The organism is Agromyces sp. NBRC 114283 (assembly GCF_030268405.1).
Taxonomy (GTDB): Bacteria; Actinomycetota; Actinomycetes; order Actinomycetales; family Microbacteriaceae; genus Agromyces; species Agromyces mediolanus.
This window is the reverse complement of sequence record NZ_BSQP01000001.1, coordinates 101,703-118,732: the sequence shown is the minus strand read 5'-3', so window position 1 is coordinate 118,732 and position 17,030 is coordinate 101,703. Positions and strand designations below refer to the sequence as shown.

General features: G+C 71.7%; 18 protein-coding genes. 11 read left to right on the top strand and 7 right to left on the bottom strand.

Annotated elements, in window-relative coordinates; genetic code table 11:
* Positions 1–13 precede the first annotated feature (13 nt).
* Positions 14–493 (bottom strand): ATP-dependent zinc protease family protein, encoded by a 480-nt coding sequence (locus QSJ60_RS00580; protein ID WP_189085244.1) that lies wholly within the window; start codon positions 491–493, stop codon positions 14–16.
* A gap of 26 nt (positions 494–519) precedes the next feature.
* Between QSJ60_RS00580 and QSJ60_RS00575 the strand changes: the two genes are divergently transcribed.
* Both QSJ60_RS00575 and QSJ60_RS00570 read left to right on the top strand, forming a co-directional pair.
* Complete coding sequence (locus QSJ60_RS00575; protein WP_230765474.1) at positions 520–1,713, top strand: RimK family alpha-L-glutamate ligase; 1,194 nt, start codon at positions 520–522, stop codon at positions 1,711–1,713.
* 62 nt (positions 1,714–1,775) lie between these two features.
* Complete coding sequence (locus tag QSJ60_RS00570) at positions 1,776–2,930, top strand: SLC13 family permease (protein ID WP_285462148.1); 1,155 nt, start codon at positions 1,776–1,778, stop codon at positions 2,928–2,930.
* Between the two features lie 49 nt (positions 2,931–2,979).
* Here QSJ60_RS00570 and QSJ60_RS00565 read toward each other — a convergent pair whose 3' ends face one another.
* The 3 genes from QSJ60_RS00565 to QSJ60_RS00555 all read right to left on the bottom strand — a co-directional run bounded on the left by QSJ60_RS00565 (position 2,980) and on the right by QSJ60_RS00555 (position 4,569).
* Positions 2,980–3,357: a GntR family transcriptional regulator gene (locus tag QSJ60_RS00565; protein ID WP_285462147.1), complete on the bottom strand. Its 378-nt coding sequence runs from the start codon at positions 3,355–3,357 to the stop codon at positions 2,980–2,982.
* A gap of 11 nt (positions 3,358–3,368) precedes the next feature.
* The gene (locus tag QSJ60_RS00560; RefSeq protein WP_189085248.1) at positions 3,369–3,806 is read right to left on the bottom strand and encodes an Lrp/AsnC family transcriptional regulator; all 438 of its coding nucleotides are present in this window, start codon (positions 3,804–3,806) and stop codon (positions 3,369–3,371) included.
* Between the two features lie 145 nt (positions 3,807–3,951).
* A complete protein-coding gene (locus tag QSJ60_RS00555) occupies positions 3,952–4,569 on the bottom strand; it encodes a TetR/AcrR family transcriptional regulator C-terminal domain-containing protein (RefSeq protein ID WP_285462146.1) in 618 nt (205 codons plus the stop codon).
* 106 nt (positions 4,570–4,675) lie between these two features.
* On the opposite strand from QSJ60_RS00555, the gene QSJ60_RS00550 reads away from it, so the two are divergent.
* The 3 genes from QSJ60_RS00550 to QSJ60_RS00540 all read left to right on the top strand — a co-directional run bounded on the left by QSJ60_RS00550 (position 4,676) and on the right by QSJ60_RS00540 (position 8,613).
* Positions 4,676–6,307, top strand: a complete 1,632-nt coding sequence (locus tag QSJ60_RS00550) for an amidohydrolase (protein ID WP_285462145.1) — start codon at positions 4,676–4,678, stop codon at positions 6,305–6,307.
* Between the two features lie 27 nt (positions 6,308–6,334).
* Positions 6,335–7,714, top strand: a complete 1,380-nt coding sequence (locus QSJ60_RS00545; protein WP_230765484.1) for an APC family permease — start codon at positions 6,335–6,337, stop codon at positions 7,712–7,714.
* A gap of 98 nt (positions 7,715–7,812) precedes the next feature.
* On the top strand, positions 7,813–8,613 hold the full coding sequence (locus QSJ60_RS00540) for an LLM class F420-dependent oxidoreductase (protein ID WP_285462144.1): 801 nt from the start codon (positions 7,813–7,815) through the stop codon (positions 8,611–8,613).
* A gap of 89 nt (positions 8,614–8,702) precedes the next feature.
* Here QSJ60_RS00540 and QSJ60_RS00535 read toward each other — a convergent pair whose 3' ends face one another.
* Positions 8,703–9,467, bottom strand: a complete 765-nt coding sequence (locus QSJ60_RS00535; protein ID WP_285462143.1) for a hypothetical protein — start codon at positions 9,465–9,467, stop codon at positions 8,703–8,705.
* A gap of 111 nt (positions 9,468–9,578) precedes the next feature.
* Here QSJ60_RS00535 and QSJ60_RS00530 point away from each other — a divergent pair, with 111 nt between their 5' ends.
* Positions 9,579–10,010 (top strand): DUF1761 domain-containing protein, encoded by a 432-nt coding sequence (locus QSJ60_RS00530; protein ID WP_230765490.1) that lies wholly within the window; start codon positions 9,579–9,581, stop codon positions 10,008–10,010.
* A 105-nt stretch (positions 10,011–10,115) separates the two neighbouring features.
* Here QSJ60_RS00530 and QSJ60_RS00525 read toward each other — a convergent pair whose 3' ends face one another.
* Positions 10,116–11,651: a glucoamylase family protein gene (locus QSJ60_RS00525; RefSeq protein WP_285462142.1), complete on the bottom strand. Its 1,536-nt coding sequence runs from the start codon at positions 11,649–11,651 to the stop codon at positions 10,116–10,118.
* Between the two features lie 119 nt (positions 11,652–11,770).
* Positions 11,771–12,442, bottom strand: coding sequence for a TetR/AcrR family transcriptional regulator (locus QSJ60_RS00520; protein ID WP_285462141.1), 672 nt, complete (start codon positions 12,440–12,442; stop codon positions 11,771–11,773).
* Positions 12,443–12,612: 170 nt separating this feature from the next.
* Here QSJ60_RS00520 and QSJ60_RS00515 point away from each other — a divergent pair, with 170 nt between their 5' ends.
* The 5 genes from QSJ60_RS00515 to QSJ60_RS00495 are packed head-to-tail and all read left to right on the top strand — an operon-like array spanning position 12,613 to position 16,959.
* Positions 12,613–13,446 carry an extracellular solute-binding protein gene (locus QSJ60_RS00515; protein ID WP_285462140.1) on the top strand — a complete coding sequence of 278 codons (834 nt, stop codon included), beginning with the start codon at positions 12,613–12,615 and terminating at the stop codon, positions 13,444–13,446.
* Complete coding sequence (locus QSJ60_RS00510) at positions 13,353–13,886, top strand: extracellular solute-binding protein (protein ID WP_285465225.1); 534 nt, start codon at positions 13,353–13,355, stop codon at positions 13,884–13,886. The genes QSJ60_RS00515 and QSJ60_RS00510 overlap by 94 nt, the downstream gene beginning before the upstream one ends.
* A gap of 7 nt (positions 13,887–13,893) precedes the next feature.
* Positions 13,894–14,817 (top strand): carbohydrate ABC transporter permease, encoded by a 924-nt coding sequence (locus QSJ60_RS00505; RefSeq protein WP_285462139.1) that lies wholly within the window; start codon positions 13,894–13,896, stop codon positions 14,815–14,817.
* A gap of 1 nt (position 14,818) precedes the next feature.
* Positions 14,819–15,748: a carbohydrate ABC transporter permease gene (locus QSJ60_RS00500; protein ID WP_285462138.1), complete on the top strand. Its 930-nt coding sequence runs from the start codon at positions 14,819–14,821 to the stop codon at positions 15,746–15,748.
* A gap of 47 nt (positions 15,749–15,795) precedes the next feature.
* Complete coding sequence (locus QSJ60_RS00495; protein ID WP_285462137.1) at positions 15,796–16,959, top strand: glycoside hydrolase family 1 protein; 1,164 nt, start codon at positions 15,796–15,798, stop codon at positions 16,957–16,959.
* The last annotated feature ends 71 nt before the right edge of the window (positions 16,960–17,030 follow it).

The following is a 17,030-nucleotide window of genomic DNA, read 5'->3' as shown; positions in this document are numbered from 1 at the left end:
CTGGAGCGAGGGGTCAGGCCCGGCCGCGGTTGCGGCGGCGCGCGTGCTTCGGCGCGCGGCCGCCGACGAAGGAACGGCCGGAGTCGACGACGAAGCCCTGCCGCAGCGCCTCGCGGCCGACGAGCATGCGGAAGCCCATCTCGTCGCGGTTCGTGAGCGTGACCTCGGCGGTCACCGTGCGGCCGAGCAGCACGACGTCGAGCAGCACCACGATGCGCTCGGCGGTGTGGCCGGAGGAGCTGCGCACGAGGCGCCGGTCGTGCACCGGCAGCTCGACCCGGACGTCGTCCTCGTCGGAGCCCTGCCAGGGCCGCACGCCGAAGCGCACCCACGGCTCGCCGTCGCGCTCGAACTCCTCGAGATCGAAGGCGTGCAGCGCGGAGCTGCGGGCGCCGGTGTCGAGCTTCACCTTGATCCAGGCCACCCCGAGCCCGGGGAGGCTCGCCCATTCGCGCCATCCGGCGATGGTGCTTGAATGGGAACTCGACTTCACTCGTCCATCTTGGCAGGGCACCCAGCATGAAACTCGCGATCCTCTCGCGCGCGCCGCACGCGTACTCGACCCAGCGCCTCCGGGCCGCAGCTCAGCAGCGCGGTCATCAGGTCAAGGTCCTGAATACGCTGCGCTTCGCGATCGACCTCGCGGGACCAGAGCCCGACCTGCAGTTCCGCGGCCGGCAGCTGAGCGACTACGACGCGATCCTGCCCCGCATCGGCAACTCGATCACGTACTTCGGCACCGCCGTGGTGCGGCAGTTCGAGCAGATGGACGTGTACACGCCGAACACCGCGAACGGCATCTCGAACGCCCGCGACAAGCTGCGCGCGAACCAGATCCTGTCCCGGCACAACATCGCCCTGCCGCCGACCGCCTTCGTGCGCAACCGCGCCGACGTGCGTCCGGCGATCGAGCGCGTCGGCGGGGCGCCCGTCGTCATCAAGCTGCTCGAGGGCACGCAGGGCATCGGCGTCATCCTCGCCCCGCAGGTGAAGGTCGCCGAGGCGATCATCGAGACGCTGCACTCGACGAAGCAGAACGTGCTCATCCAGAAGTTCATCGCCGAGAGCCGCGGCCGCGACATCCGCGCCCTCGTCGTCGGCGACCGCGTCGTCGCGGCCATGCGCCGTGTCGCGAACGGCGACGAGTTCCGCTCGAACGTGCACCGCGGCGGCACCGTCGAATCCGTCGAGCTCACCCCCGAGTACGAGCAGGCGGCCGTGCGCTCGGCGCAGATCATGGGCCTCAAGGTCGCCGGCGTCGACATGCTCGAGGGCGAGCACGGGCCCCTCGTCATGGAGGTCAACTCCTCGCCGGGCCTGCAGGGCATCGAGGCCGCCACCAACCTCGACGTCGCCGGCGCGATCATCGACTACATCGCGAACCAGGTCGCATTCCCCGAGATCGATGTGCGCCAGCGGCTCACCGTCTCGACCGGGTACGGCGTCGCGGAGCTCCTCGTGCACACGAACGCCGACCTCGTCGGCAAGACGCTCGGGGAGTCCGGCCTCTGGGAGCGCGACATCACGGTGCTCACCCTGCACCGCGGCGCGAACGTCATCCCGAACCCGCGCAAGGGCGTGCTGCTCGAGTCGGGCGACCGGCTGCTCTGCTTCGGCAAGCTCGAGGAGATGCGCTCGATGATCCCCGAGCGCCGTCGCCGCCGGGCGAAGGTACGCAAGCTCCCGAAGCAGGCGATGCCCACGAGCGAGTAGCGGCGCAGCGCGGCGGCGCCCGGGGGCGCTCGACGCGGCCGCGGATCGACTACCCTCGCCTGGTGCGCATCGCGATCGTCGGAGCCGTGCTCACCGCGCTCGGCCTCGTCGCGGTGGCGAGCGGCGTGCTGCCGCTCGACGCGGTCGCCGCGCTCGCGGAGCGCTCCGCGCCCATCCTCGGCTTCGTCGTCGCGATGACGGTGGTCGCCGAGCTCGCGGCGGAGGCCGGCGTCTTCCGGGCGCTCGCGGAGCGGCTGGCGCGGATGGCGGGCGGGCGGGCCATCCTGCTGTGGCTGCTCGTCGTGGTGCTCGCGACGGCGTCGACCGTCTTCCTCTCGCTCGACACGACGGCCGTGCTGCTCACGCCGGTGGTGGTCTCGCTCGCGGCGCACGTGCGGCTGCCGCCGATCCCGTTCGCGCTGACGACCGTGTGGCTCGCGAACACGGCCTCGCTGCTGCTACCCGTCTCGAATCTGACGAATCTGCTCGCGGCCGAGCGGCTCGCGCTGCACCCGCTCGAGTTCGCCGCGCTGATGGCCGCGCCGGCGCTCGTCGCCGTCGTGGTGCCCGCGGTCATCGTGCTGCTCGTGCGGCGGCGGGAGCTCGCGGCCCGCTTCGTCCCCGACGAGCCCGCCGCGATCGGCGACCGCCCGCTGTTCTGGACCGCCGTCGGCGTGCTCGTCGCGCTCGTGCCGCTGCTCGTCTCGGGCCTCCCGGTGTGGGTGCCGGCGAGCGGAGCGGCGCTCGTGCTCGTCGTCGTGTTCGCCGTGCGCCGACGCCGGGTGCTGCGGCCCGGGCTCGTGCCGTGGTCGCTCCTCGTGTTCGTGTGCGGGCTCTTCCTCGCGATGCAGGCGGCGCACGAGCTCGGCGCGACGGCCGTGCTCGGCGCGCTCGCCGGCACCGGGGAGGGGCCGCTCGAGCTGCTGCGCCTCGCCGGGGCGTCCGCCCTCTCCGCGAACGCGATCGACAACCTGCCCGCGTTCCTCGCGCTCGAGCCGTTCGCCGCGTCGCCGCTGCGCACCGCCGCCCTGCTCATCGGGGTGAACGCGGGCGCGATCGTCACGCCGTGGGCGTCGCTCGCGACGCTGCTCTGGCACCAACGGCTCGTGGCGATGGGCGTCGAGATCTCGTGGTGGCGCTACGTCGCGCTCGGGCTGCTCGTCGCGCCGCTCACCGTCGCCGCTGCGACCCTCGCGCTGGCGCTCGCGGCGGGCTGAGCGCGCCGGCGCGGGATGCCTCGGCGGGCCGCGCCCGGCCCGCCCCGGCTCAGTCGTGCAGGGCGGCGTCGACGATCTCGCGCGCCTCGGCGGCGTCGACGCCGACGCGGCGGGCGAGGGCCGCGAAGTCGGCGGCGGCGCGCTGCAGGGCCCGGCGCCCGGCGTCGCCATGCTCGGCGATGACGGTGCCGTTGCGGCCCCTGGTCTCGATCACGCCGTCGCCCTCGAGGGCGCGGTACGCTTTCGCGACCGTATTCGTGGCGAGGCCGAGCTGTTCGGCGAGGGCGCGCACGGTCGGCAGCCGGTCGCCGGGGGTGAGCCGCCCGGACTGCACCGCGTCGACGACGGCGGCGCGCAGCTGCTCGAACGGGGCGGTCGCCGCATCCGGGTCGATCGTGAGCGACAGGCCGGCGCCGGGCTTCGACATCGGGGGCCCGCTCAGTCCCGCACCCGGTTCACGAGGCGCGAGAGCACGATCGCGCTGCGGGTGTGGTCGACGTTCGGGGCGATGCGCACCCGTTCGAGCGCGTCCTCGAGGGAGGCGATGTCGCGCGCGCGGATCTGCACGATCGCGTCGGCGGAGCCGGTGACGGTCCCCGCGTAGACGACCTCGGGCACCTCCTGGAGGATGCGCTTCAGCTCCTCGGGGGCGACCGTGCCGCGGCAGAACAGCTCGACGTAGGCCTCGGTGGACATGCCGTCAACGGTCGGGTCGACCTGGATCGTGAAGGAGCGGATGACGCCCTCGGCGACGAGCTTGTCGACGCGCCGCTTCACCGCCGAGGCGGAGAGCCCCACGGAGGAGCCGATGTCGCCGTAGCCGGCACGGGCGTTCTGCCGCAGAAGATCGAGGATCGCTCGGTCCAGGTTGTCCATGGAACGCGAGTGTACGCGGGACTCTTGCGCACCGTCGTCCGGTCGCGCGCGAATCCTGCGGGTCGTTGCGGAATCGTTCGCAAACGGGGCACAACAGCACCAGAGTTGCCCGACTTTCATGAAAGTCGGGCAACTCGGGAGCGGTTCAGGCAGGGGCGACCGTGGCGCGGCGCGCGCGGAGGCCGTCGAGGAGGGCCCGGATGCCGAGCTCGAAGGCTGCGGCGGCGCTCGTCGACTCCTCGTACTCGGGGTCGAGCGCGGCGTGCACCCGGGCGAGCTCCGCCGGCACCGAGGACTGGTCGAGCATGTCGCTCGGCGCCACGAGGTCGAGCGCGGAGCCGAGCACGTGCGCCTCGACGGTGCGCATGACGGCGACCGCGTCGTGCATCGGCCAGCCGGCCTCGATCAGGGCGCCGATCACGACGTCGTAGATCTCGAACGTCGAGATGTCCCGGATCGGGGTCGTCGCGAGGATGCGGATGAGGTTCGGGTGGGCGGCGAAGACCCGCAGGTAGGAGCGCGCCCACGCTTCGAGCGCGATGTCCCAGGGCTCGTCGGCGAAGGGGCTGGTGTCGATGCCTACGACGATGTGCGCGCGCACGAGCTCGATCAGCTCGTCGCGGCTGCCGACGTGGTTGTAGAGCGAGGAGACCTGCCGGTGCACCCTCGTGGCGAGGGAGCGCATCGTGAGCGCCTCGCTGCCCTGCTCGTCGACGATCGCGAGGGCGGCGAGGACGAGCTGCTCGCGGTTGACGGTCGGCATCCCGGCATCCCCCTCTTCCCTGAGCCCTGCCGAGAGTGTAGCCTCTCTACACCTACACGAACAGTGTTCGTATGAACGCTGTTCGTCCGAGTGAAAGCAACGGTGCATGACGGCGATCCACTTCTCCGGCGGAACGATCTGGCGCGGCGCGGGCGAGCCCGCGGCGCGCTCCCTCCTCGTCGACGACGGCGTGATCGTCGCGCTCGACGAGGCGGCGGATGCCGCGGCCGAGGGCGCGGAGCGGGTCGAACGCGTCGAGCTCGACGGCGGGTTCCTGATGCCCTCCTTCGGCGACGGCCACGCCCACCCGCTGTTCGGCGGCCTCGAGGCCGAGGGGCCCGCCGTGCGCGGCTGCACCTCCGTCGAAGACATCGTCGCCGCCGTGGCCGAGTACGCCGCGGCGCACCCCGAGGAGGAGTGGATCTTCGGCGCCTCCTACGACCCGAGCCTCGTCGAGGAGGGCCTCTTCGACGCCCGCTGGCTCGACGCCGCCGTGCCCGACCGCCCGGTCGTGCTGCGCGCCTACGACTACCACACCGTCTGGGTGAACTCCCGGGCGCTCGAGCTCGCGGGCATCGACGCCTCGACGCCCGACCCCGTGCTCGGCGAGATCACCCGCCGCGCCGACGGCAGCCCGCTCGGCACCCTCCGCGAGTGGGGCGCCGTCGACCTCGTCTTCGACGCCGCCCCGGTGCGGCCGGCCGAGCAGCGCATGCGCGCGCTCGTGCGGGCCGGCGAGTACTACCTCGCCCGCGGGGTCACCTGGGTGCAGGATGCCTGGGTCGAGCCCGGCGACGTCGACAGCTACCTCGAGGCGGCGGAGCGGGGCATCCTCCCCGTCCGCTTCAACCTCGCCCTGTACGCCGATCCGCGGCGGTTCCCCGCGCAGCTGCCGACCATGCTCGACTCGCGCGAGCGGGTGCAGGCGCTCGGCTCGCCCATGCTGACCGCGCACACCGTGAAGTTCTTCGCCGACGGCGTCATCGAGTCCGAGACGGGCGCGCTGCTGGAGCCGTACTGCTCCGCGCTGCACAAGCACGGCATGTCGGTCTGGGAGGGCGAGTCCCTCGCCGAGGCCGTGCGCGCGGTCGACGCGGCCGGCTTCCAGGTGCACATCCACGCGATCGGCGACGCCGCCGTGCGCCAGGCGCTCGACGCCATCGAGGGCGCCATCGCCGCGAACGGCCCGCGCGACCGCCGCCCCGTCATCGCCCACGCCCAGCTCGTCGACGACGCCGACCTCGACCGCTTCGCCGAACTCGGCGTCATCGCCTGCATGCAGCCGCTCTGGGCGCAGCTCGACGGGCTGATGACCGTGCTCACCGTGCCCCGGCTCGGCCAGGAGCGCGCCGACCGCCAGTACCGCATGGCCTCGCTCGAGGCATCCGGCGCGGCGCTGTCCTTCGGCTCCGACTGGCCGGTCAGCTCCGGCGCCCCGCTCGACGGCCTCGCGATCGCGGTGTCGCGGCAGACCGCCGACGGCGTGCCCGCCGGCGGCTGGACGCCCGCCGAGATCCTCGACCCGGCGATCGCCTTCGACGCCTACTCGGCCTCCGTGGCCCACCAGGGCTTCGCCGACCGCGCCGCCGCCCCGTGGGGGCGCATCGAGCCCGGCGCGAGCGCCGACTTCGTCGTGCTCGCCGCCGACCCCCGGCAGCTCGCCCCGGCCGAGCTGCCCGCCCTCGCCATCCGCTCCACCTACCTCGCAGGAAGCCCCCGATACCGCGGCGCAGCGTAGCGCCGCACCACGAAAGGAAACCCGGCCATGTCCCAGGCTTCGCCCCACGATCCCCTGATCTCGGCGACCACCGCCACCGCGCAAGTCACGGAGGGCCGCTTCAAGCGCGTGCTCGGCGTGCCCTCGCTCGTGCTCTTCGGGCTCGTCTACATGGTGCCGCTCACCGTGTTCACGACGTACGGGATCGTCACGCAGGTCACCGGCGGCCGGGTGCCCGTCGCCTACCTGATCACGCTCGTCGCGATGGTCTTCACGGCGCGCTCCTACGCCAGGATGTCGGTCGCCTACCCGTACGCCGGCTCGGCGTACGTGTACACGCAGCGGAGCTTCGGCGGCGCGGTCGGCTTCCTCTCCGGCTGGGCGCTGCTGCTCGACTACCTGTTCCTGCCGATGATCAACTACCTGGTGCTCGGCATCTACCTCTCGGCGTCGTTCCCCGGCATCCCCGCCTGGGTGTTCGTCGTCGCCGCGATCGCGCTCGTGACGATCCTGAACGTCGTCGGCATCGTCTCGGTGAACCGGGCGAACTTCGTGATCATCGCCGTGCAGACGATCTTCATCGTCGTGTTCGTCGCGCTCGGCTTCTCGACTGCGGCCGGCAACGGGGTCGACCCGCTGCTGCCGTTCCAGGGCGACGGCACCGTCGACGGCTTCGGCGCGCTGTTCGCGGGAGCCGCCATCCTGTGCCTCTCGTTCCTCGGCTTCGACTCGGTGTCGACGCTCGCGGAGGAGGCGAAGGACTCGAAGCGCACCGTGCCCCGGGCCATCATGATCACGACGATCAGCGCGGGCCTCGTGTTCGTGCTGCTCTCCTACGTGGCGCAGCTCGTGTTCCCCTCGAACGACTTCACCTCGGTGGACGCCGCGGGCGTCGACGTCGTGAGCGCCGCGGGCGGCCAGTGGCTGTCGACGCTGTTCATCGCGGGCTACGTCGCCGGTGCGACCGGATCGGCGCTGACCTCGCAGGCCTCGGTCGCGCGCATCCTCTTCGCGATGGGGCGCGACGGCGTGCTGCCGCGCCGGGTGTTCGGCCACCTGAACAAGCGATTCGGCACGCCCGTCGTCGCGATCCTGATCGTCTCGGCCATCTCGCTGCTCGCGCTCGTGTTCGACCTGACGCTGCTCAGCGAGATGATCAGCTTCGGCGCGCTCATCGCCTTCTCGGTGGTGAACCTCTCGGTCGTGAAGCACTACTTCCTGGACGGCAAGGAGCGCACCGGCCTCGGCGTGCTGAACAACCTCGTGCTGCCGCTCATCGGCTTCGCGCTCACGGTGTGGCTGTGGACGAGCCTCTCGGGCCGCACCTTCATCATCGGCCTGTCCTGGCTCGCGCTCGGCGTCGTCATCCTCGCGATCGTGACGCGCGGCTTCCGCCGGCCGACGCCGATGCTCGACCTGAAGGAGTAGCCGCTTCGCCGCCCCTGCAGGGTTGCCCGACTTTCATGAAAGTCGGGCAACCCTGGAGCGGCGGGCGTGCACGCCCGGGCAGACCGTAGGCTGACGAGATGACCCTCGAACCCCGCGCACGCCTGGGCGTGCAGCTCCAGCCGCAGCACGCCGAGTACTCCGCCATCCGCGACGCCGTCCTGCGCGTCGAGGAGCTCGGCGCCGACGTCGTCTTCAACTGGGACCACTTCTACCCCCTCTCCGGCGACCCCGACGGGCTGCACTTCGAGGGCTGGAGCATGCTCGGCGCCTGGGCCGAGCAGACCGAGCGCATCGAGTTCGGCACGCTCGTGAACTGCAACTCGTACCGCAACGCCGACCTGCAGGCCGACATGGCCCGCACCCTCGATCACGTCTCGGCGAAGGGCGGAACGGGCCGCTTCATCTTCGGCACGGGCGCCGGATGGTTCGAGCGCGACTACGACGAGTACGGCTACGAGTTCGGCACCCCCGGCACCCGGCTCGCCGCGCTCGCCGAGGCGCTGCCGCGGATCCGCGCCCGGTGGGCGAAGCTGAACCCGGCCCCGACCCGCGACATCCCGGTGATGATCGGCGGCAAGGGCGAGCGCAAGACGCTCCGCATCGTCGCCGAGCACGCCGACATCTGGCACTCCTTCGTGCAGCCCGACGAGCTCGGCCACAAGCTCGACGTGCTGAAGCGCTGGGGCGACGAGGTCGGCCGCGACGTCTCGGAGATCACCGTCTCGAACGAGCTCGACCGCGCCGGGCAGGATGTGGAGCACGCCGACGCGCTGTACGACGCGGGCGTGCGGCTCTTCACGATCGGCGTCTCGGGCCCGGACTACGACCTCGCGCCGGTGCGGCGCTGGCTGGAGTGGCGCGACGCCAAGAACGCCTGAGCCCGTTCTTCAGCCTGCATGACGTCACTTCTTGCGGGTCGCGGCGGCTTCACACCCGCAGATACTGACGTCATGCGGGCCAGGGCCGCTCAGAGCAGCGGGATGCCGAGCTGCACCGTGCCGTCGGCGAACCACGTCGCGCGCAGCGCGAGGATCCCGTTCGGTGCGGTCGGATCGCTCGTCCCCATCTCCATGGTGAGGCCGTTCGGCGGGATCCGGCCGCCGCTCGTGCATGCGGCGCCGCCGCCGCCCATCCGCTCCCAGACGACGGCGAGGCAGAGCTCCCGGCCGTCGGTGCTGCGCGCACCGTAGGCGGCGACCCCGCGATCCGCCCGTTCGCCGCCGCCGTCCGACGTGGCGATGCGGCGCAGGCTGTCGCGGTCGATGCCGGACTCGGCGTCGAAGACCGAGGGCCGGTCGTCGAAGTCCGCCGAGCGGAGGAGCAGGGCCTCGGCCCCCGAACCGGCGATCGGGGTGCCGAGCCCGGACTCCACGATCGCCGTGCGGGAGAGCTGCCAGCCGACCAAGCCGCCGAGCAGGAGCCCGAAGACGGCGGCGGATGCCGCGACGAGCAGCGTGCGCGAGCGGTACCAGGCGCGGGGTGCGGCGTCCGGGGGCGGGGCGGGCGCGGCATCGGATGCGGCACCCGGCGCGGGCGTGGCATCCGATCCTGCCGGGGCATCCGCGTCGCGCGGGGCATCCGATCCCGCCGGGGCATCCGCCCCCGCGTCGCGGCGACGCAGGGCGGTGAGCTCCTGCTCGGCGGCCGCGCGCTCCTCCTCGCTCGCGCCCGCGCCGTAGACGAGCCGCTCGAGCTGCGCGCGGCGTGAAGCGGATGGGTCGGGCTGCGCCATGCGGACTCCGTTCTCCGGCGTGGGTCGGTGCGCCCAGCATGGCGCATCCGACGGCGGCGCGGGCGGCGGCGCTACGCTCGGCTCAACATCCGCGCTCGAGAAGGAGCCGTCATGACCCCTGAGATCAACTACTGGGCCGTTCTCCTCGCCACGCTGTCGAGCATGGTCGTCGGCTCGATCTGGTACACGCCGAAGGTCTTCGGCACCCGCTGGGCGAAGCTCGCCAAGGTCGACCTCGACGGGGCCGCCTCGAGCGCCGTCGGCGCGATCGTGGTGACCGTGCTCGTGAGCTTCATCACGGCGTGGGTGCTCGCGGGGGCGACGGTGATCGCGTGGCACTTCTACGGCGGCAACTTCCTGCTCGGCGCCCTGCTCACGGCGGGCGCGCTGTGGGCCGGGTTCACGGCTGCGCGCTTCATCACGCACGACGCCTTCGAGGGGCGGCCGCCCGCGCTCACCACGATGAACATCGCGCACGAGCTCGTGACGGTGCTCGTGATGGCGCTCATCATCGGCGTCTGGCCGCCCGCGGGCACGGTCTAGCCCTCGCACCCTGCGCGCACTGCACGCCCGCCAGAAGACCGAGTTGCCCGACTTTCATGAAAGTCGGGCAACTCGGATTCTGAGAAGGGAGTGGGCGCGGGCGCCTCAGCGCAGCTCGGAGCCGAACTCCAGCGCCTCGACGAGCGGACGCACGACGCGCTCGAACTCCCGGTCCACGAAGTAGTCCTTCAGCCGGTCGCGCTGCAGCTCGTTGCCGATCGCGGCCATGATCATCGACTGGTCGAGGCTCAGGTACCGCTCGGCGACCGTGCCGCTGCCGACCGCGACCGCGTCGGAGAAGCCGCCGGGGCCGTAGGCGCCGAGCTCCTGCTCCAACCCCGCGAGGTTCGCGAGCACCTCGTCCTTGGCGTAGGGCAGCGCGAGGAACGCCGCGTGCGGCGTGACCACCCCGTCGCCGAAGTCCGGCTCGGGGTTCGTGGCTTCGCGGCATCCCTCGTAGCCGGCGTCGACGTTCGTGCGCTCGACATCGCTCGCGTAGCCGTCGGCGCTGATGCCGATCGCCTCGACGCCGTACTCGCGGTACTCGGCGAACGGGTCCGAGCTGGGCGAGAAGCCCCAGTAGCCGTAGCCGGCCTCGTCCAGGCCGTGCTCGATCTGCGCGCGGACGGTCGCCTCGTGGTTCACCGCCCAGGAGTCCTCGCCCCACTCGGCCTCGGGAATGAAGAGGTCCGGCATGAGGGCCTCGAACATGCTGCCGCCCCAGGCCGGCACGAGCTTCATGCCGCGGTACTCGTACACGCCCTCGTAGACGGGCACGCCGAGGTACTCGCGCCACTCGCCGGTGGGCTTCTGCTCCTGCCAGGCGTAGTCGCAGCCGCGCTCGGGCATCGTGCGGAACGTGCCGTAGTACGACTCCGCGGGGATCTGCCCGTTCGCGATGCCGAGGTACGTCGCGATCCGCGCCTCGCTCACGGTCGTGTCGTACCAGTGGCACGTGTAGTACACGTCGGGGCCCTCGTCGCCGTAGTTGCCGGGCACCGAGCAGCCGGGCGGCGGCTCGACCCAGAAGCCGCCGCGGTTGATGCCCGCCTCGGGGGTGGCCTCGAGGTCGTGGAACCAGCCGAAGTCCATGCTCGCGTAGAGCGCGTCGGCCTGCTTCGCGAGGCGCGGCTCCGCGGAGGCGACCACCCGCAGGGCGGCGGCGAGCCAGCCGTTGTCGACGGTGGACAGGAAGGGATGCACCGCGCTGCCGTCCGTCGGCCAAGTGGTGAGCTTCGAGCCGTCGGCGGGGGAGTACCAGTTGTAGTACATGCCGCTCGGCTCGTGCCGTTCCATGGCCGCGAGGGTGTCGAGGGTGCGGGCCATCCGCTCGTGCGCCTCGGTGCGGGAGACGAGCTTCAGGTCGCGGGCGACGACGGTGGACCAGAGCGATCCGCCGATGTTCGTCGGGCTCGTGTAGCCGCTCGGGGTGCTCAGCGCGCCGTCGATGTGGTCGGCGACGAGCCCGGTGTCGTCGTCGGTCATCGCCGCCATCGACGTCCAGGTGTCGGCGGCGTAGCGCAGCAGCGTGTCGCGTTCGCCGCCGCCGCGGTCGCCCTGGCCGGCGTTCGCGGCGGTGGCGGGGGCGAGCAGCGCGAGCGCGAGCGCCCCGCCGAGCAGGGCGCGCAGTCTCGTTCGCATGGGAACTCCTTCGTTCGTGCGGATGGGACGAAGGCAGCCTCTCGTTAAAACCGAACAAGTGCAAGGTATTTGAGACGGATGGATGGCCCGGGGCCGGCGCGCCGACGCGCGGGCGCGGATCAGGCCGCGGGGTCGGGCGGAGCGAGCAGGTAGCCGCGCACGAATTCGTCGAAGAGCGCGGTCATGTCGACCGAGTCGTCGAGCAGCCACTGCTGCTGCAGGCCGTCCATCACGGCCGAGATGAGCCGGGCGGCGCTCGTCGGGTCGATGTCGGCGCGGATCAGCCCGTCGCGTTGCGCGTCGGCGAGCACCTGACTGGAGGAGGCCTCCGACTCGGCGTAGCGGCGGGCGAACTCCTCGTGCGCCGGGTGCTCGCTGTCGGTCGCCTCGGCCGAGATGACCGTGTAGAGGGAGGTGAGCCCTCGGGTGGTCTGGTTGTAGGCGACGACCTTGCGCACCTGCTCGAGCAACGTCGACTCCGAGACGTCGCCCGCGGCCGCCTGCACGTGCGCGTCGCGCTGGCGGAGCACCTCGGTGAAGAGCTCCTCCTTGCCAGAGAAGTGGTGCATGAGGCCGGCGGGGGTGAGGTTCACGCGCTTGGCGATCTCGCGGAGCGAGCCGCTGTGGTAGCCGCTGCGGCCGAAGACGACGAGGGCGGCGTCGACGATCTCCTGCCGCTTGGCCTGCCCCTTCGCGTAGCTGCCCCGCGCACCGCGCGGGCGGGCGGGGGAACCGGGATGCCCCGGGGTCGCGCCGGCGGCGGCTTCGCGCTGCACTTCGTCGTCCTGCATGGAGCGAATCTATCGCACCTTCGCGCGAAAACCTATCGGATGTAAGGTTTTTGGGTTATGGTGGGCCGGTCGCGGCAGCACGCCCGACCGGATCCGGCGGAGCACACCCCCGTGCCGCGCGGACCACGACCGATGGAGGCCGAACGATGAATCGATGGAGATCACACCGGGTGGCGCGCCGCGCCCTGCTCGCGGGCGCCGTCATGGCGGTCGGCGCGACCGTGCTCGCCGGCTGCGGACGCAGCGACGGCGCCGACGGCGGCGCCGAGAGCAAGGGCGCCATCGACGAGCAGCCCGCGAAGGGCACCGTCGAGATCTGGGCGATGGGCAACGAGGGCGAGGTCCTCGGCGAGCTCGCCGCGAAGTTCGAGGAGGAGAACCCCGACGTCACGATCGACGTCACCGCCGTGCCCTGGGAGAGCGCGCACGACCGTATCGCCACCGCCATCGCCGGCGGCGAGACGCCCGACATCTCGATGCTCGGCACGACCTGGGTCGGCGAGTTCGCCGCGACCGGCGCCTTCGAGCCCACGCCCGAGGGCCTCGTCGACGAGGACAGCTTCTTCGACGGCTCCTGGGACACGACCGTCGTCGACGGCACCGCCTACGGCGTGCCCTGGTACGTCGATACCCGCGTGCTCTACTACCGCACCGACCTCGCCGAGGCCGCCGGCGTCGAGGCGCCCACCACCTGGGACGAGTACCACGCCTTCGCGAAGGCCCTGCAGGAGCAGGGCGCCGCCTCGGGCGTCTCGCTGCCGCCCGGCGGATTCGACTCCTGGCAGTACGTCGCACCGCTCGCCTGGCAGCAGGGCGGCGACATCCTCGCCGAGGACGGCGAGACCTTCACCCTCGACAGCCCGAGTGGAAGGAGGCGTTCGAGTTCTACGCCGGCTTCTTCGAGGACGGCATCTCCGAGCCCGTGCGCCTCGAGGGCGGCGAGATCGAGCAGAAGTTCATCTCCGGCGAGGTCGGCTCGTTCTTCAGCGGGCCGTTCCACGTGAGCCTGCTCCTCGAGCAGGGCGGCGCCGACTTCGCCGACAAGTTCGCCGTCGCGATGGTGCCGGGCGCCGACAGCCGCACGAGCTTCACCGGCGGCGGAAACCTCGCCGTCTTCGACGACAGCGACAACCGGGATGCCGCGTGGAAGTTCGTGCGCTGGCTGAGCCAGCCCGAGACGCAGATCGCCTGGTACGACGTCTCCACCGACCTGCCGAGCGTCGAGGCCGCCTGGGACGACCCGACTTTCGCCGACGACCCCTACCTCAGCGTCTTCGGCGAGCAGCTCACCGACTCGAAGGCACCGCCCGCCATCCCGACCTGGGCGCAGGTCTCGGCCGTCATCGACCAGGAGCTCGAGAAGGTCACCCGCGGCGAGACGAGCGTCGACGACGCGCTGAAGTCGGTGCAGCAGCAGGCCGAGTCCATCGGCACGGGGCAGTGATCCGGTCGTGACCGCCCTGCCCACGCCGGCCCCGGCCCGCGCCCGTGCGGCGCGGCGCCGGAGCCGGCGCGCCACGCTCGTCGCCTGGGGCTTCGCCGCGCCGTTCGTCGTGCTCTTCCTCGCGTTCATGGCGGGCCCGATCGTGGCCTCGCTCGGGATGAGCTTCACCGACCTCACCACGCGCGACCTGCAGACCCCGTTCAACGTGAACCTCGTCGGCCTCGACAACTATCTGCGCCTCTTCGAGGACCCGCGCTTCGTGCGCTCGCTGCTGAACACCGGCATCTTCGTGCTCGTCGGGGTGCCCGTCACGATGGCGCTCGCGCTCGCCGTGGCGCTCGCGCTGAACACCGGCATCGCGAAGTTCCGCACGGTGTTCCGAGTCGGCTACTACGCCCCGGTCGTCACGAGCATCGTCGCGATCGCGATCGTCTGGCGGTTCATCCTGCAGCCCGACGGCCTGCTGAACGCCTTCCTCGGCTGGTTCGGCATCGAGGGCCCGAACTGGCTGCAGTCCACGAGCTGGGCGCTGCCCTCGCTCATCCTGATGGCGGTCTGGCGCAACATCGGCACGCTCATGGTGATCTTCCTCGCGGGCCTGCAGGGCGTGCCGAAGGAGCACCACGAGGCGGCCATGGTCGACGGCGCGAACGCCTGGCAGCGCTTCGGCTCGATCACGCTGCCCGCGCTCCGGCCGACCCTGCTGTTCGCGGCCGTGATCACCGGCATCGGCTTCCTGCAGTTCTTCGAGGAGCCCTTCGTGATGACCCGCGGCGGCCCGCTCGACTCGACCCTCTCGACGGCGATGTACACGTATCAGCAGTTCGGCTTCGGCAACTACTCCTACGCCTCGGCCGCGAGCTACGTGCTGTTCCTCGCGATCGTCGCGCTCTCGCTCATCCAGTTCCGCTTCCTCGGACGGAAGGACTGACATGACTCAGCTCACCGACCCGCCCGCCGCGGCCGGCGCCGCGGCCGAGGCATCCGTCGTCCCGCCCGTCGGCGCCGCCGCGCCCCGCGCGAGCGAGCGACCTCCCCGGCGACGCCGCGGTCCGCGCCGCTGGTGGCTCTACCTCGTGCTCGCCGCAGGGCTCGTCGCGATGGTCATGCCGTTCGTCTGGATGATCCTCGGCTCGTTCAAGACGAACGCCGAGATCCGGCAGCACCCGACGAACTTCTGGCCGATCGATCCGACCCTCGACAACTACGCGCAGCTGTTCGGCCGGCTCGACTTCGCGAACTACTTCGCGAACAGCCTGATCGTCGCGTTCTTCGTGACCGCGGGCAACATCGTGTTCTCGTCGATGGTGGGCTATGCGCTCGCGAAGCTCGAGTTCCGCGGCAAGCGGCTGCTCTTCGGCCTCGTGCTCGCGACCCTCATGGTGCCGGGCGTCGTGACCTTCGTGCCGCTGTTCGTGCTCACCGCGAACCTCGGCCTCGTGAACTCGTACCCGGGGCTCATCCTGCCGTTCCTGATCACCCCGCTCGGGGTGTTCCTGATGCGTCAGTTCATGCTCTCCCTGCCCGACGAGCTGATCGAGGCGGCCCGCATCGACGGGGCGAGCGAGTGGCGCATCTTCCTGCGGGTGATCATGCCGCTCTGCGGGCCCGCGGTCGCGACGCTCACGATCCTCACCTTCCTCGCCAGCTGGAACAACTTCCTCTGGCCGCTCGTCGTCGCCACGAGCGAGGACAAGTACACGCTGCCGGTGGCGCTCGCGCTCTACTCCGTCGGCCAGAACGCCGCCCAGTACGGCCTCATGATGGCCGGCGCCGTCGTGGTCGTCGTGCCCGTGCTCGCCGTGTTCGTGGTGCTGCAGCGCTACTTCGTGCAGGGCATCGCCCTCACCGGCATCAAGTGACCCCCGCCGTCCGATCCGACTCGACTGACTGAGGAGACCAGCACCGCATGACGAACCCCGCCTTCCCCGACGGCTTCCTCTGGGGCGCCGCGACCGCGGCCCACCAGGTGGAGGGCAACAACGTGAACTCCGACTGGTGGCAGCGCGAGCACGGGCACCTGCCCGGGCCGCCCGTCGCCGAGCCCTCGGGCGACGCCGCCGACAGCTTCCACCGCTATCCGGAGGACATGGCGCTGCTCGCCGACGCCGGGCTGAACGCCTACCGCTTCAGCATCGAGTGGGCGAGGATCGAGCCCGAGCGCGGCTTCGTCTCGCGGGCCATGCTCGATCACTACCGGCGCATGGTCGACACGGCCCGCTCGCTCGGCCTCGAGCCCTCGGTGACGCTGCACCACTTCACGAACCCCGTCTGGTTCGCCCGCGAGGGCGGGTGGCTGACGGATGCCTCGGTCGACCACTTCGCCCGCTTCGTCGAGGCGGCGCTGCCGATCCTCGACGATGTCGCGCACGTCTGCACCATCAACGAGCCGAACATGGTGTCGGTGCTCGCCGACCCCGCGGTCGGCTTCCCCTCGATCGGGCTGCCGCCGGGGGTGCCGGCGGTCACCGATCGGCTCATCGCCGCCCATCGGCGCGCGGTCGAGCTCGTGCGCGGCGCCGGCGCGAAGGCTGGCTGGACGATCGCGACGCAGGCCTACCAGCCCGAGCCCGGGGCGGAGCAGGTGGCCGCCGACTACGGCCGCTCGCGCGAGGACGTGTTCCTCGACGCCGCCGAAGGCGACGACTGGGTCGGCGTGCAGGCGTACACCCGCACGAAGATCGGGCCGGAGGGGCCCCTGCCGATCCCGGAGGGCGCGGAGCGCACCCTCACCGGCTGGGAGTACTACCCGCCGGCGGTGGGCGACGGCATCCGCAACGCCTGGTCGCGCAGCCGGGTGCCCGTCTACGTCACCGAGAACGGCATCGCGACCGCCGACGACGCGCGCCGCATCGACTACACGCGGGGCGCGCTCGAGACGGTGGCCGGATGCCTCGCCGACGGCGTCGACGTGCGCGGCTACCTGCACTGGTCGGCCCTCGACAACTACGAGTGGGGCAGCTTCGCGCCCACCTTCGGCCTGATCGGCTGGGACCGCGAGACCTTCGAGCGGCACCCGAAGCCGAGCCTCGCCTGGCTCGGCGAGGTGGCCCGCACCGGCCGCCTCGGCTGAGGCGACGGCGCGCCCGCGGACACCCCGCTCTCGACTTGCCCGACTTTCATGAAAGTCGGGCAAGTCGGAAA

Coding starts and splice junctions, on each gene's coding strand:
- QSJ60_RS00545 (WP_230765484.1), top strand. CDS start 6,335: ATGTCCCAGGCTTCGCCCCACGATCCCCTGATCTCGGCGACCACCGCC.
- QSJ60_RS00530 (WP_230765490.1), top strand. CDS start 9,579: ATGACCCCTGAGATCAACTACTGGGCCGTTCTCCTCGCCACGCTGTCG.
- QSJ60_RS00495 (WP_285462137.1), top strand. CDS start 15,796: ATGACGAACCCCGCCTTCCCCGACGGCTTCCTCTGGGGCGCCGCGACC.
- QSJ60_RS00540 (WP_285462144.1), top strand. CDS start 7,813: ATGACCCTCGAACCCCGCGCACGCCTGGGCGTGCAGCTCCAGCCGCAG.
- QSJ60_RS00555 (WP_285462146.1), bottom strand. CDS start 4,569: ATGCCGACCGTCAACCGCGAGCAGCTCGTCCTCGCCGCCCTCGCGATC.
- QSJ60_RS00520 (WP_285462141.1), bottom strand. CDS start 12,442: ATGCAGGACGACGAAGTGCAGCGCGAAGCCGCCGCCGGCGCGACCCCG.
- QSJ60_RS00560 (WP_189085248.1), bottom strand. CDS start 3,806: ATGGACAACCTGGACCGAGCGATCCTCGATCTTCTGCGGCAGAACGCC.
- QSJ60_RS00565 (WP_285462147.1), bottom strand. CDS start 3,357: ATGTCGAAGCCCGGCGCCGGCCTGTCGCTCACGATCGACCCGGATGCG.
- QSJ60_RS00535 (WP_285462143.1), bottom strand. CDS start 9,467: ATGGCGCAGCCCGACCCATCCGCTTCACGCCGCGCGCAGCTCGAGCGG.
- QSJ60_RS00575 (WP_230765474.1), top strand. CDS start 520: ATGAAACTCGCGATCCTCTCGCGCGCGCCGCACGCGTACTCGACCCAG.
- QSJ60_RS00525 (WP_285462142.1), bottom strand. CDS start 11,651: ATGCGAACGAGACTGCGCGCCCTGCTCGGCGGGGCGCTCGCGCTCGCG.
- QSJ60_RS00500 (WP_285462138.1), top strand. CDS start 14,819: ATGACTCAGCTCACCGACCCGCCCGCCGCGGCCGGCGCCGCGGCCGAG.
- QSJ60_RS00550 (WP_285462145.1), top strand. CDS start 4,676: ATGACGGCGATCCACTTCTCCGGCGGAACGATCTGGCGCGGCGCGGGC.